This window comes from Vagococcus luciliae (genome assembly GCF_024637875.1).
GTDB lineage: Bacteria > Bacillota > Bacilli > Lactobacillales > Vagococcaceae > Vagococcus > Vagococcus luciliae.
On the sequence record NZ_CP102451.1, the window covers coordinates 888,078 to 902,197 of the forward strand.

Annotated in this window: 14 protein-coding genes; 9 read left to right on the forward strand and 5 right to left on the reverse strand. The window is 33.2% G+C overall.

Annotation, left to right across the window (positions count from 1 at the left end; genetic code table 11):
* Positions 1–15: 15 nt before the first annotated feature.
* Positions 16–2,526 carry an SF1B family DNA helicase RecD2 gene (gene recD2, locus G314FT_RS04595; protein WP_257702272.1) on the forward strand — a complete coding sequence of 837 codons (2,511 nt, stop codon included), beginning with the start codon at positions 16–18 and terminating at the stop codon, positions 2,524–2,526.
* 26 nt (positions 2,527–2,552) lie between these two features.
* On the opposite strand, the gene G314FT_RS04600 is transcribed toward recD2, so the two are convergent.
* A complete protein-coding gene (locus G314FT_RS04600; protein ID WP_257702274.1) occupies positions 2,553–3,506 on the reverse strand; it encodes a diacylglycerol/lipid kinase family protein in 954 nt (317 codons plus the stop codon).
* Positions 3,507–3,554: 48 nt separating this feature from the next.
* A complete protein-coding gene (locus G314FT_RS04605) occupies positions 3,555–4,013 on the reverse strand; it encodes a GNAT family N-acetyltransferase (protein WP_257702276.1) in 459 nt (152 codons plus the stop codon).
* Positions 4,014–4,166: 153 nt separating this feature from the next.
* Between G314FT_RS04605 and G314FT_RS04610 the strand changes: the two genes are divergently transcribed.
* Positions 4,167–4,685: a QueT transporter family protein gene (locus tag G314FT_RS04610; RefSeq protein ID WP_257702277.1), complete on the forward strand. Its 519-nt coding sequence runs from the start codon at positions 4,167–4,169 to the stop codon at positions 4,683–4,685.
* Between the two features lie 44 nt (positions 4,686–4,729).
* On the opposite strand, the gene cbpA is transcribed toward G314FT_RS04610, so the two are convergent.
* Positions 4,730–5,374 (reverse strand): cyclic di-AMP binding protein CbpA, encoded by a 645-nt coding sequence (gene cbpA / locus G314FT_RS04615; RefSeq protein ID WP_257702279.1) that lies wholly within the window; start codon positions 5,372–5,374, stop codon positions 4,730–4,732.
* A 161-nt stretch (positions 5,375–5,535) separates the two neighbouring features.
* Here cbpA and rpmG point away from each other — a divergent pair, with 161 nt between their 5' ends.
* The 5 genes from rpmG (at position 5,536) to nhaC (ending at position 9,202) form a co-directional block, all read left to right on the forward strand.
* Entirely contained in the window at positions 5,536–5,688 is a 153-nt protein-coding gene (gene rpmG, locus G314FT_RS04620) for a 50S ribosomal protein L33 (protein WP_125957218.1), read from the forward strand.
* Between the two features lie 24 nt (positions 5,689–5,712).
* Positions 5,713–5,889 carry a preprotein translocase subunit SecE gene (gene secE, locus G314FT_RS04625; protein WP_117973269.1) on the forward strand — a complete coding sequence of 59 codons (177 nt, stop codon included), beginning with the start codon at positions 5,713–5,715 and terminating at the stop codon, positions 5,887–5,889.
* 105 nt (positions 5,890–5,994) lie between these two features.
* Positions 5,995–6,537: a transcription termination/antitermination protein NusG gene (gene nusG / locus G314FT_RS04630; RefSeq protein WP_117973268.1), complete on the forward strand. Its 543-nt coding sequence runs from the start codon at positions 5,995–5,997 to the stop codon at positions 6,535–6,537.
* Positions 6,538–6,595: 58 nt separating this feature from the next.
* A complete protein-coding gene (locus G314FT_RS04635) occupies positions 6,596–7,474 on the forward strand; it encodes an alpha/beta fold hydrolase (protein ID WP_257702280.1) in 879 nt (292 codons plus the stop codon).
* Between the two features lie 348 nt (positions 7,475–7,822).
* The gene (gene nhaC, locus G314FT_RS04640; protein ID WP_257702281.1) at positions 7,823–9,202 is read left to right on the forward strand and encodes a Na+/H+ antiporter NhaC; all 1,380 of its coding nucleotides are present in this window, start codon (positions 7,823–7,825) and stop codon (positions 9,200–9,202) included.
* Positions 9,203–9,219: 17 nt separating this feature from the next.
* Here nhaC and G314FT_RS04645 read toward each other — a convergent pair whose 3' ends face one another.
* Both G314FT_RS04645 and thiD read right to left on the reverse strand, forming a co-directional pair.
* Positions 9,220–9,771, reverse strand: a complete 552-nt coding sequence (locus G314FT_RS04645; RefSeq protein WP_341481167.1) for an ECF transporter S component — start codon at positions 9,769–9,771, stop codon at positions 9,220–9,222.
* Positions 9,768–10,601 carry a bifunctional hydroxymethylpyrimidine kinase/phosphomethylpyrimidine kinase gene (gene thiD, locus G314FT_RS04650; protein ID WP_257702282.1) on the reverse strand — a complete coding sequence of 278 codons (834 nt, stop codon included), beginning with the start codon at positions 10,599–10,601 and terminating at the stop codon, positions 9,768–9,770. Before thiD ends, G314FT_RS04645 begins: the two co-directional genes overlap by 4 nt.
* A gap of 122 nt (positions 10,602–10,723) precedes the next feature.
* Between thiD and G314FT_RS04655 the strand changes: the two genes are divergently transcribed.
* Entirely contained in the window at positions 10,724–12,163 is a 1,440-nt protein-coding gene (locus tag G314FT_RS04655; protein WP_257702283.1) for an aminotransferase-like domain-containing protein, read from the forward strand.
* Between the two features lie 236 nt (positions 12,164–12,399).
* Positions 12,400–14,073, forward strand: a complete 1,674-nt coding sequence (locus G314FT_RS04660) for a ribonuclease J (RefSeq protein ID WP_257702284.1) — start codon at positions 12,400–12,402, stop codon at positions 14,071–14,073.
* Positions 14,074–14,120 lie beyond the last annotated feature (47 nt).

Consider the following 14,120-nt stretch of genomic DNA (forward strand, 5'->3'; position numbering starts at 1 on the left):
ATGGAGGTGACGACAATGGAAGAGATGCCAAAGACGCCTTTTCTAAAGGGAGTGGTTGAAGCAATTTTTTTTGAAAATGCCACAAATTTTTATAAGGTCATGTTGGTAAAAGTAAAAGAGACTAACACAACTTATGATGGTGATGAGATTGTTGTCACTGGAACATTTGGTCAGATTCAAGAGGGAGAACCGTATTGTTTTTATGGAGAAATCGTTAATCATCCAAGATATGGAGAGCAATTAAAGGTAGAGCGTTACGAGCAGGATAAACCAACTTCAACAGAAGGATTGATAAACTATTTATCAAGTAGTAAGTTTCCTGGGATAGGGAAAAAAACGGCTCAGACAATTGTTGAGTTGCTTGGTGAAACGGCTATAGATGACATCTTAGATAATCCAGATTTACTTGATCAAGTTGCAGGACTTAATCAAAAGAAAAAAGAAACACTTGTGTCTTCTTTGAGAGAAAATTACGGAATGGAACAAATTGTTGTTGGCTTAAATCGTTATGGTTTTGGAAATCAGCTAGCTTTTACTATTTACCAGTATTATAAGGGCGATACATTAAAAATCATTGAAGAAAATCCTTATCAGTTGGTAGAAGATATTGAAGGAGTGGGATTTAAAAAAGCGGATATGTTAGCAGAACGAATTGGAATTTCTGCTACCTCTTCAGAGCGTATTCGAGCAGCATTGGTTCATGAGTTATATCAAGGCTGTTTAAATGCTGGTGATACTTACATGGAAGCAAAGCAATTATTATCAGCTTCGATTCAGGTGTTAGAAAATAGTCGTCCTGTTGAAATTGATCCACAATTAGTAGCAGATGAAGTAATTCGTCTAGCTGAAGAGGGTGTGATTATTCAAGAGGGAACTCGTTTGTTTGAAAAATCGTTGTATTTTTCTGAGGTTGGTACGGCGGCGTCTATCAAACGATTACTTGAAAAAAAGAAAAAGTTACCTTATAAAGAAAAAGAAATTGATGCCACGATTAAAATGATTGAAAAACAAAGTGAGATAATATATGGCAACAGTCAAAAAGAAGCGTTGAAAGAAGCCATCATGTCCCATTTCTTTATTTTAACAGGAGGACCTGGTACAGGTAAAACAACCGTAATTAATGGTTTGGTGTCTTTATATGCAGAATTAAATGGCCTTTCTCTAAATTTGGAGGATTACACGCAAAAGGTATTTCCAATTCTTTTGGCCGCACCAACTGGTCGAGCAGCTAAACGGATGAATGATATGACTGGCTTACCAGCAAGCACCATTCATCGCCTGTTAGGCTTAACAGGGCGAGAAAAAGAAGGAGTAGAAGAGGCTAGAGAGCTTGAAGGTGGACTGTTGATAGTTGATGAGTTGTCAATGGTTGATACATGGTTAGTTAATACATTATTAAAATCTGTGCCAAATAATATGCAAGTTATTTTTGTAGGGGATAAGGATCAGTTGCCTTCAGTTGGACCAGGTCAAGTATTAACCGATTTATTAAGAGTAGAAGAAATACCCAAAAAAGAATTAGTGGATATTTATCGACAAGATGATGGCTCTTCTATCATTTCATTAGCACATCATATCAAAAATGGTAAGGTACCAAATGATTTAACAGAAAATAAAAAAGACCGGTCGTTTATTCAATGCCAGGTTAGTCAAATCGAATCAGTTGTTGAGCAAGTGGTCTCACGAGCAAAAGATAAAGGCTTTTCTAATCAAGAAGTGCAAGTATTAGCACCAATGTATCGTGGAAAAGCAGGCATTGATCAATTGAATATCATGATGCAGCAGATTTTAAATAGTAATGAGACTGGTGAAAGAAAAGAAGTAAAATGGTTGGACAAGTTATATCGTATTGGTGATAAGGTACTACATCTTGTGAATAGTCCAGAGGTGAATGTTTTTAATGGTGACATGGGAGAAATTGTTGGGATTACTTATGGAAAAGATACAGATGATAAGGTCGATGAGATGACGATTTTATTTGATGAAACAGAAGTGGTTTATAAACGGAATGAATGGCAAAAAATTACATTAGCTTATGCGTGTTCAATTCATAAATCACAAGGTAGCGAGTTTCAAATGGTTATCCTACCATTAGTAAATCAATACGGGCGTATGTTACAAAGAAAATTGCTTTATACAGCAGTAACACGAAGCCGAGACTTTTTAATTTTACTTGGTGAACCTGATGCATTTGTTCGAGCAATTGAAAGTCAGACATTAGAGCGACAAACAACTTTAGCGGAACGACTTGTTGAAAGCGATGAGTTATTAGTTAAACGAGCTAAAGAGGAAGAAGATTATTTAGATGAAAAAGAGCAAGAAGTTAAAGAAACTCTACACCATAAAGTAGAAGAAAAACTTGAACAGTTACCAGAAAAATCAAACGTTAAAGAAGTGTCTTTATTTGAAAAAGTAGATGAAGAGATTCCTAAAACATATGTTTTAACATTAGATAATTATCTTACCATTGATCCAATGATTGGAATGAGTGACCAAACTCCTCACGATTTTGAAATAAAAAAATAAGCGATGGCTTTTGCCATGGCTTATTTTTACATCCAAAATAAATGTTGAGTGGTTTTAAAGCGTAGTTTAAAGTCTCTTTCTCCCAGTTCTTCACCATCTGCTTGTCCCACTTGTGCAAGAGGACAGGTTAGTGTCAATTCTGAATCGACAAAGCGATGTAGATGTGGGGAGGTTAAATGTTGTTTAAAAAATAATTTTATAATTAACCAAGCTAAAGATAAAGGGAAAATTTTTTCAACAATAATTAAGTGAACATCATCTGTATAAGCTGAAGCGGTCGGATCAATCGCAACTCCTCCACCAAAATAAGGATGATTAGTAGTGGTACATAAAAAGGCACGTTCAAATTCTTTTTTTTCTGCGGTTGTTTCAATAATTAAGGGAAAAGAAGGTTGCTTAAACAGGGAAGATAGAGCCGCACTAACATACGATAAAGAGCCTAATTTCATCTGATTTAATAATGATTTAGCCTTTGAATGATTGGCGGTTGCCACAATTTTCGCATCAATCCCTACACCAACATTGTTTAAAATAAGACGAGTATCATTTGAGTCAACATCCATTGCCTCCATTAAACTAATTGGTTTTGGTTCGTTTACATCTAACAAGTGTGTTAAGGCTGCATTTATTTTTCTTGAAATGCCGACCCCCCGAGCAAAATCATTTCCAGAACCACTTGGGAGGTAGCCAATGGGAATAGTTGGCTCGTATTTTAAAGCATTGACTACTTCATGTAAAGTACCATCACCACCTAATACGACTAATAAATTTTCAAATGGTTCATCTTGTTTATAAGGGGTAAGAGTACCGTTTAATAATTCTTGGACAATCTCTTTTTCATGACCAGCATATTCAGTAAAATAGGTTTTAAATGGAACGTTTTTGGCTATCAATTGTTTTTGAACTTCTTTATATTGTTTAGCTCCTTTTCCAGAACCAGCATGTTGATTAACTAATAAATGTAAGATTAATTTTTTCATAAAGTAACTCCTTAAATTCTGACGGTTCTACTAATAAACACGATATGATTAAACCACTTTCTTAAGACGTAGTTGGTCTTTTAATTGAATACCATGCTCAAAAATAGGTTCAGAATAGTTTTTGAGAAAGTAGTCAATCTGGATGTCTGTTATGCGAAAGCCGTGTTTTTGATAAAAATAAAGTTGCCAGATACTTGTAGAACCTGTACAAACTTCAAGTGTAGAGTAATGGTTTTCTTTTGCAAAATTTTCAGTAAAAACTAAGAGAGAAGACCCGATGCCTTGATGTTGATATTCTTCAAGGACAGAAATATTTAAAATTTCTAATGCGTTCTCTTTATTCTGATTTAATGCTAGAACACCTACAATTTTATTATTATAAAGGCATTCGAACAAAAAAGCACGATAAATATATGAATTAATCATATCCTCATCTGGATCTGCTTGTTTTAATAAAGCGAAATGTTGTGTTGTAATCGTTTTGATTTTTTGAATAATAAGTGACATTATTTTCTTCCTTTTTGTTAGTCATGCTCTTATCATACCAAAAAACTTTGACATTTGGGAAAACAAAAGGTAGGATAATATCGTTATGTTGAATAACCGCAGTTCGTTCATACCATCCTGCGATATCAAAACTAGGAAGGGAGAAAAAGAAAAATGGAAAAATCAGTATCACAATCAAAGACAACTACATTAGTTGTTAATGGGTTAATAGCCGCATTGTACGTTGTGCTGACACTTGTCGTAGCACCTATTGCCCAAGGCCCGGTTCAATTTCGGGTATCCGAGAGTCTGAATCACTTGGTAGTTTTTAATAAAAAGCTATTATGGGGAGTCCTTCTAGGAGTTATTACGTTTAATTTGTTTTTTTCTGAAGGAGGCATGATGGACGTCTTATTCGGTGGAGGGCAGACACTTTTAGCACTGAGTATCACAGCTATATCAGCTAGATGGATTAAGAGTGAAAAAAAACGAATGGTTATTAATATCATCGCATTTTCAGTGAGTATGGTATTAATTGCAATTATGATTTGTATTTTATCAAAACAATCGATTGGATCGCCTTTTTTCTGGGGAACATATGGCTCATTATTCTTAAGTGAATTAATCATTATGAGTATATCAGCACCTATTATGTTTGGTATTAATCGTATGATTCATTTTGAAAAATTTTAATAATGAAAATAAAAATGCAACCAAATTTAATTGGCTGCATTTTTTTAATTTAAAGGTTGTTGTAAATCTTCGACCTGAGCGACAAAGAAATCTTTTTTATTTAATGCTTTGATGATTAAATCACATGTTTCTTTATCAGTATCCGCTGGTAGTGTGATAATAGTTCGACGAATGTATTCATCGCGACCAACATCAAGTGTAATACAACTTGCAATATCAGAGTATTTAGAAATAATTTTTGTCATGTTTGCTAAGTCACCTTTACGGCCAGTTGAAGCAATTGTTAATGCGAAGCGTCCTTCTTTAACATTCCATGATTGAGATAAAATACCTAATAAACTACTATGTGTTAAAATGCCATAAAATTGATTGTTGGCATCTAAAACAGCGATGTATGGTAACTCTTTAATAGTGAAAAAGATTTTGAAGAAAGATGAATTCAAATGAATAAATTTTGTCGCATTTTTAATCAAATGTGTGACAGGTAAACTCATATCTCCACCATTTGATTTGTGACGATATATATGCATTTTATAGATATTTCCTCTAAAGAATTTTCCTGTTTCGTCAAGTACAGGGACGCAACGGAAACCAGACTCTTCTAAGATATTCAAAGCATCTTCTAGCGTACAAGTTTCACTAACTGTTGTTAGTAATCTTTTTGGAATACAGACTGATTCAATTAACATAATATGTAGCTCCCTTCATTTTTCATTACAACCTAATAATACCATAAACAAATGGTTAAATAAAAGAACAATAAATCTGTTCAGTAAATGAACGTGTTTGACAAAACTTCTTTTAAACGTTATACTTTAAAAGTTATTAATACAGTGGGAGGATTCTACCCTTGGCTCAAAAAAAATCAGCACTTGCTTGTACTGTATGTGGTTCTCGTAACTATTCAAAAGCAGTTAGTGATTCACAACGTACTGAGCGTTTAGAAGTAAAAAAATTCTGTAAGTATTGTAAAAAGCACACACTTCATAAAGAGACAAAATAGTCATCATTAAGGAGGGGAAAAAGAATGAAATTTTTCAAAAGCGTTATTGAAGAAATGAAACTTGTTACTTGGCCTAGTCGTAAAAAATTAGTTAAAGATGTGATTACAGTGATTCAGTCAACTATCTTATTTGCTCTATTTTTCGCAGCAGTTGACTTTTTATTAGCAAAACTTTCATATCTTGGGCTAAAAGGTCTGTAGATATAACTAGAAAAATGCACATTTGAGTGTTACAATTAAGTTGAAAGAAAAACTTCGGCTCTCTGAGGTTTTTTTATTTTATCATGAAAAGGATGGTTGAATTCTGTGGAATCGTTTGAAAGACAGTGGTACGTATTACATACATATTCAGGTTATGAAAACAAAGTAAAAACAAATATTGAATCTCGTGCGCAAAGCATGGGGATGGAAGATTTTATTTTCCGTGTAGTTGTTCCTGAAGAAGAAGAAAGAGAAATCAAAAATGGTCAAGAGAAAGTAACAGCTAGAAAGACTTTCCCAGGCTATGTGTTAGTTGAAATGATTATGACTGATGAATCATGGTATATTGTACGTAATACACCAGGTGTAACAGGCTTTGTGGGGTCACATGGCGCTGGTAGTAAGCCTGCTCCATTATTACCAGAAGAAGTGACTCATATTTTAGGTAAAATAGGAATGAGCAAACGTGTCACAGATTTAGATGTTGAGCTAGGTGAAACCGTGACAATTACAGAAGGAGCATTTTCTGGTTTAACTGGAGAGATTACTGAAATCGATTTAGAAAAACAAAAATTAAAAGTAAATATTGATATGTTTGGTCGCGAAACAAGTACAGAATTAGACTTTGATCAAGTAGATAAATTGTAAAACCGATATGTTTATCGGTTTTTCTTTTAATAGTTTTTCCTAATAAAGAGGGATTTTTATGCGATTGAAAAAATGTATTGTTCCTATGTTATGTTTTTTGATACTGATTTTATCAGCATGTCAAGAAACAAAACAAGAAAAAACAGCAACAACAACAAAGACTGACGAAAAAGTAGAAAATAGCATAAATTATACAACAACGCCTACTCTTTTTATTCATGGTGCTGGTGGTGGAAGAAGTTCTTTAGGTTATATGATTAAACGATTTAACAATCAAAAAGTAGCCAGTAAATCTCTTGTTGTTATTGTGTCAAGTGATGGAAGCATTTCGACAGAAAATAAACTGAACTCTGAGCAGTTTTCTAATGATAATCCGATGATTCAAGTGTTGTTTAAAGACAATCGAAACAATGAATGGGAACAAGCTAGATGGATAAAATTAGTGTTAGAATTTTTACAACGAGAATACAATGTTAAAGAGGTGAATATCGTTGGTCATTCGATGGGGGGCATTAGTGGATTAAGGTATCTGTTGCAAGATAGCCAAACGACTGATTTACCTAAAGTTAATAAGTTAGTGGCAATCGGTTCACCATTTAATGAGTTTATTGATACGTTGGCAAATCAAACTTTAGATGAGTTGTTAACTGAAGGACCAAGTGAAAAAAGTGATAGGTATATTCTTTATGAGAATGAATTAAATGGCTTAGCTACAGATGTGAATATGTTATTAATAGCAGGGAAAATATCTGATGAAGAATTGAGTGACAGCGTTGTTCCGCTAAGTAGTGCTTTTTCTGTCAATAAAATGTTATTGGATCATGGCAATCAGGTAGAATATGTGTTGGTAGAAGGACATGGTGCTAACCATAGTGATCTTCATGAAAATCAAATAGTTGATGAAGTGGTAAGCCAATTTTTATGGGATAAAAAATAAAGTGTTGACATTTATCCGATAAATAGATAATATGAATAAAAGTTTTACATTTTATGCGAGTAGGGAATAAGAACTGCGTCTAAGAAAATCGATGGTTGCTGAAAATCGATCCAGCTTATTTATCTGAATTACACATAAAATGAATATAATTAAATAATAACTAAAGAGATGAAGATAGATGGACTATCTTTAAATTAAGGTGGTACCGCGAAAAAGTCGCCCTTATGTTTAAGTACATAAGGGCGACTTTTTTATAATAAAGGAGAATGGTCATGAGTTGTGGTGGAATGATACGATATCGTTTTATTTAATAAATAAACAATTTATTAAATGAAAAGGGGAATTATCATGCAAAAGAAGATTAGTTTATTAGAAGCAAGTATTGTATTATTAATTATTTTATGTTGTATTTCAATGGGAGTTATTGTATTTAAACTCTCACCAAATGTTGTGATTTTATTCGCGATAGCGTTGACTATTGGATATATGGTTATTAGGAAAATGCCATTAGAGTGGGTAAATGAAGGGATTGTCAGTGGTTTAAGACCAGGTATTATTCCAATTTTTATTTTTTTATTAGTTGGAGCATTAATTGCTGTTTGGATACAGGCAGGGATTATTCCTACAATTATGGTGATAGGGTTTAAGTTACTTAGTGTCAAGTGGTTTATCCCGTCTATTTTTCTTGTATGTGCGATAGTAGGTAGTGCAGTAGGTAGTGCCTTTACTGTCATGTCAACAATTGGTATTGCTTTTTTTGGTATAGGAGTTACATTAGGATTGAATCCTCCTTTAATCGTTGGAGCAATTGCGTCAGGAGCGATTTTTGGCGATAAGATGTCTCCCTTATCAGAGTCAACTAATTTGGCATCAGCAGTTGTAGAGGCAGATTTATTTGATCACATAAAAAATATGATGTGGTCTACTATTCCAGCTTTTTTAGTTTCGCTAGTCTTATTTACCGTCATTGGAAAATCAGATGCTACTGCAGAATTAACAAATGTTAAAGAAGTGACTCAAGTACTTGAAAAAAATTTCCATATATCTATGTGGTCACTTATTCCTATTTTATTGATGTTAATATGTGCTTGGAAAAAGTTACCAGCGATTATCACTATTTTATTAAATATTATCGTCGCAGTGATGATGATTGTAATCCAACAAGGAAATATTGATTTAGCTAATTTAGCGAGTGTCGTTGAGAACGGATTTGTATCAAAAACGGGTAATGAACAAGTGGATATGCTGTTAACTCGCGGTGGGATAAATAGTATGACGTTTACCGTATTATTAATTATTTTAACGCTATCTCTTGGTGGAATTTTGATGAAAATAGGGTTAGTGACAACAGTCATTGACTCATTAGCTAAACGTCTAACCTCACCAAGTCAATTGATTATTGTGAGTTTACTTTCTAGTATAGGTGTTAATATCTTTATTGGTGAACAGTTATTATCCGTTATTTTACCAGGTAATGCCTTTAAAGAAGTATACAAAAAAATGAATTTAAATCCAGTTGTTTTAAGTAGGACGTTAGAAGACGGTGGAACGGTCATTAATTACTTAATTCCATGGGGGATAGCGGGGAGTTTTGTCGCCAATACATTTGGTGTTTCAACAATGAGTTATTTGCCATTTGTATTTTTTAGTTTGTTATCACCTGTTTTTTCTGTTTTAAGTGCGTTAACTGGAATCGGAGTTAAGCACACAAAAAAAGTTGCCAATTAAGGCAACTTTTTTATATCTTAGTAAAGCATCTTATTAGTTAAAGCTTTAACGGGTTTATATAGCAGCGACACAATGATAATAGCGGCAATAGCATTAATCACTGTAATATATAAAGTTGAAAAACTAGCAAATGCAGAAACACCAAATGCATTTCCCATCAATAGTTGAACCACTAAATTTTTAAGAAATGTCATAGTAATCTTTGCAATTGCTGCAATTACCATAATAACAGGGATAAACCATGCTTTATTTTCATATTTTTCAAAATGGTGATAAGCAAATGTTAAAGCAGCTCCTACAACAAAACTTTCTAAAATAAAATAAGGTGCTTCAGCGGCAAATCCATTTAAAATATCAAAAATGGCAAACCCGATACCACCGGCTAATGAACCTTTGAAAAACCCGAGTGTTAAAACGGCTAATGAAAGAATTGGTAAGCCAAAGTGAAAGAAAGGATTCCCAACAAGAGCAGGTAAAGGAACACGTATGCTTGTTCCTACTACTGTCAATGCTGCAAATAATCCCATTAAAGTTGTTTCTTTTATACTCCATTTAGTACTTGTCATCATTTAAAATCATCTCCTATAATCATTCGATTTGTTGCTTCTTGAAACGCACCATGCCACACATAACCTGTGAAATCATTTAAATAAACGCCATATTTGATGGCACTTGTCACATATTTTTTGGCAAGTTTAACGCTTGTTTCCATATCTAATCCTTTGGCTATACCTGCTGTGATTGCTGCTGCAAATGAGCAGCCTGCACCATGATTAGTATTGGTCTCTAATTTATCTTCATGAATAAATAAAAATTGTTTTCCATCATAAAATAAATCAGTTGCACTATTTCCTTTAAAACGATCGCCACCCTTGATGATGACTGATTTTGCTCCAAGATTAAATATTTTTTTGGCTGCAAGAGTCATGTCTTCTTCTGTCTCAATTATTGGCATATCTGCTAAAATACTTGTTTCAACCAAATTTGGTGTGATGATATCAGCTAAGGGAATGAGTTTTGATATCATCGCTTTTACTAATTCAGGTTGTAGGACTTCTTTGTTAGTTTTGACAGCCATGACAGGATCTAGGACAACGTGAGATTGATTAACTTTTTTGATAGAGGCTTCTAGTAAATCAATCACTGGTAAGCTTCCAAGTAATCCAATCTTTAAAGCGTCCAGTGGACCACCAGAAAAAGCTGTCTCCAATTGTTTTTCTACAATCTCAATCGGGATAGGATAAATAGAAGGTGTTTTTGTTTTAGGACTAACAGTTAAAATGCTAGTAATGGTACTTAAACCAAATGTGCCATACTCTTCAAACGTTTTTAAGTCAGCTTGGATTCCTGCTCCACCTCCAGCATCAGATCCTGCGACTGTTAATATTTTTTTTACCATAAAATTTTGCTCCTTAGTGATGTTGTTCTAAAGTTTACCATGTTCATTAAAAAAAACTACATCCAGTTTAAAAAAACTGGACCCATCCAATTTATGATATACTAAAATCAAGAGGTGATTTTATGGAAATAAAAATCAACAAATCATCCCACACCCCTTTATATCGACAAATTATGAATCAATTAATTAATCAAATTAGTGATGGGATTTTATATGAAGGTTATCGTTTACCATCAGAAAGAACATTAGCGAATCAGCTACTTATTAATCGAAGTACAGTAGTTCGAGCATATGATGAATTAGAAGCACAAGGATTCGTGGAAAAAAAGGCAAGTAGTGGAACGTATATTTTGAGTCAATCTGGAGAAAAACAGGAAAATCATTTAAGACGGATAATTCAATACAATGACCTTAAATATCAAAAAAGTGAGTACGAACAGCAATTAGAAAAATTATTGTTGAATGATAAATACAGTGTATTGGATGGTTATACTGGAGAATTACCTTATAGTTTAATTCCAAATATTAGTTTACCTAATGTTAATTGGCAATCTTTTTTATCGGAAGAAGTATCTAATTTAGGGTATCTCCCATTAAGAAATAAGATTGCCCAATTAGTGTATGATATGTATTCGCATTATCCCAAATCACAAGAACTTATGTTAACTGCTGGAGGTCAACAAAGTTTGGTTCTATTGATTCAAGCTTTATTAAAGTCTGGGGATACGGTTGCTGTTGAAGATCCATCTTTTTTTAATGGGATATCTGTATTAAATGCCATGTCAATTAAGGTGATTAAGATTCCCGTTGACCAAGATGGAATGTGCGTATCAGATTTAGAAAAAGCTGTAAAAAAACAAAATATTCAACTTATTTTAACCAATCCAAACTTTCAAAATCCTACTGGTACAACGATGAGCCTAACACGTCGTAAAAAATTGATAGAATTGTGTCATATGTATCGTATCCCGATTATTGAAGATGATGTATTTGGTCAACTATCCTTTCATTCTCCCAATCAATATCCATTGTTAAAAGAGATGGCGCCACAATCTGTGATCTATATAGGCTCTTTGTCAAAAATATTGGGAAGTCGTATGCAATTAGGATGGATTGAAGCACCAAGCTATGTATTAGATGAAGTAGTTAAATTACGAGATGAGTATGAAACGCAACTAAATATTTTTCCACAAGTTATGGCATCTTTTGCATTAACTAATCCAAATTTTTCAAAAAAATTATCTCTTCTACAAGAAACACTTAAAAATCGAATGATTTATTTTGTTAATTTACTTCAAATGACTTTATCCAAAGACATTGACTTTACGTTACCAAAGGGTGGGTATTATATTTGGTTAACTTATAATAGGAGAATATTGACAAAAGAAGATTGGCTATTATTAATAGATAGCCATTTGGCAGTATTACCCAGTTTTACGATTACCAAAAGCAGTCAAAGTTGTCGCGTGAATATAGCAAGATTGGATAAGAAAAAAATGGATTTATTTGTATTGAAACTGAAAGAGATTGTTCTACAATGGAATAAACAAATACCAGAATGATGCACTTATTTCATAATAAATGTGTAAGAAAGTATATCTTACAGAAATTTTTTGTTTTTTATGATAAAATGGTATCAACTTAAGACGTGTAAAATTTATTGATAAAAATAATTCGCACAATAATTATGTAGGCAATTATTTTGTGACATTATCAATAAATATAGATCGTGAACAAGAAAAATAATGAAAGTAGCTATATGAATGAATTGGTATAGCATAATTGAGGTGGAAATTTAGTGAGTCAAGTAAAAATAGTTCCTCTTGGTGGAGTCAGAGAGAATGGAAAAAGTATTTATGTAGCAGAAATTGAAGAAGAAATCTTTGTTTTGGATTGTGGATTAAAGTATCCAGAAAATGAACAATTAGGAATTGATATGGTTATTCCTGATTTTTCATACTTAATTGAAAAAAAAGATAATATTGCTGGTATCTTCTTAAGTCATGGACATGCAGATGCTATTGGAGCATTACCCTATTTATTAGAAGAAGTTTCAGTTCCAGTATTTGGGTCAGAATTAACTGTTGAATTAGCAAAAATTAATGTGAAAAATTATCCAAATACAAAAGATTTTAATGATTTTCATGTAATAGATGAAAATACTATTATAGAGTTTGCTCAATCTGAAGTGAGTTTCTTTAGGACAACACATACTGTTCCAGATTCAATGGGGATTGTTTTGACAACTTCTGAAGGACAAATTGTGTATACAGGTGATTTTAAATTTGATCAAAGTGCTAGCCCAATGTATCAAACGGATTTTGCAAGATTAGCAGAAATTGGTAAAAAAGGAGTTTTAGCCTTATTAAGTGATTCGACAAATGCTGAAAGTAATATGTTGTCAGCTTCTGAAAATGAAGTGGCTGATGAAGTTGTGGATACCTTTAGATATTGGGAAGGAAGAATCATTGTTGCTAGTGTGGCTAGTAACTTACAACGTATCCAACAAGTATTTGATGCAGCTTATTTAAGTGAACGTTTTGTTGTGTTAACAGGCAAAGACGTTGAACAAATTGTTCAGACAGCCATTCGTTTAGGAAAATTAACCTTACCAAATGACGAATTAATTATTACAGAAAAACAAATGAAAAATAAAGAGCCTCATGAGCTAGTTATTTTAGAAACTGGTCGTATGGGTGAGCCGTTAAACACATTACAAAAAATGGCTAGTGGTCGCCATCGTTTTATTCGCATTGCTGAAGGAGACTTAATCTACATCACAACAACACCATCAACTGCTGTTGAAACAATGGTAGCCAAAACAGAAGATATGGTTTATCGTGCCGGTGGAACAGTACAAACTATTTCTGATACAGTAAAAGTGTCAGGTCATGCGAATCAAAATGATTTGAAACTAATGATGAATTTAATGAAACCTAAATTCTTTATCCCAATTCAAGGGGAATATCGTGTATTAGCAAAACATGCAGAGTTAGCTAATGAAGTAGGTATCCCATTTAAAAACATCTTTATTTTAGGTCGAGGAGATATTTTAGAATTTGAAAAAGGTCGTTTACGAATGACAGGTTCAATAGAAGTTGAAAATGTGTTAATTGATGGATTAGGAGTAGGAGATATTGGAAATATTGTCTTGAGAGATCGAAAAATCTTGTCAGAAGATGGTATTATTATTGCTGCTATTACAATTAATCGTCGTGAGAAAAAAATCATCTCACCAGCTAGAATTACGTCACGTGGATTTGTTTACATGAAATCAAGTAATAACTTGATGAAAGAAAGTGGCGACATTGTTGAGACAGTAGTTTTAGAAAATCTTGAAAAGCAGGATTTTGACTGGGGAATTCTAAAACAAGAAATCAGAGATCAACTGAGTCGTTATCTTTATGAACAAACGAAACGTCGACCAGTTATTTTGCCAGTTATTATGGAGTCAAGTCAGAAAAGAAAATAAATTAAGTACAACACGTCAAAACGTGAATTTACGTTTTGACGTGTTGT

What these genes read in the sequence shown, in the direction of transcription:
- recD2 (WP_257702272.1), top strand. Translation starts at nt 16, where the DNA reads ATGGAAGAGATGCCAAAGACGCCTTTTCTAAAGGGAGTGGTTGAAGCA.
- G314FT_RS04600 (WP_257702274.1), bottom strand. Translation starts at nt 3,506, where the DNA reads ATGAAAAAATTAATCTTACATTTATTAGTTAATCAACATGCTGGTTCT.
- G314FT_RS04605 (WP_257702276.1), bottom strand. Translation starts at nt 4,013, where the DNA reads ATGTCACTTATTATTCAAAAAATCAAAACGATTACAACACAACATTTC.
- G314FT_RS04610 (WP_257702277.1), top strand. Translation starts at nt 4,167, where the DNA reads ATGGAAAAATCAGTATCACAATCAAAGACAACTACATTAGTTGTTAAT.
- cbpA (WP_257702279.1), bottom strand. Translation starts at nt 5,374, where the DNA reads ATGTTAATTGAATCAGTCTGTATTCCAAAAAGATTACTAACAACAGTT.
- secE (WP_117973269.1), top strand. Translation starts at nt 5,713, where the DNA reads ATGAAATTTTTCAAAAGCGTTATTGAAGAAATGAAACTTGTTACTTGG.
- G314FT_RS04635 (WP_257702280.1), top strand. Translation starts at nt 6,596, where the DNA reads ATGCGATTGAAAAAATGTATTGTTCCTATGTTATGTTTTTTGATACTG.
- nhaC (WP_257702281.1), top strand. Translation starts at nt 7,823, where the DNA reads ATGCAAAAGAAGATTAGTTTATTAGAAGCAAGTATTGTATTATTAATT.
- G314FT_RS04645 (WP_341481167.1), bottom strand. Translation starts at nt 9,771, where the DNA reads ATGATGACAAGTACTAAATGGAGTATAAAAGAAACAACTTTAATGGGA.
- thiD (WP_257702282.1), bottom strand. Translation starts at nt 10,601, where the DNA reads ATGGTAAAAAAAATATTAACAGTCGCAGGATCTGATGCTGGAGGTGGA.
- G314FT_RS04655 (WP_257702283.1), top strand. Translation starts at nt 10,724, where the DNA reads ATGGAAATAAAAATCAACAAATCATCCCACACCCCTTTATATCGACAA.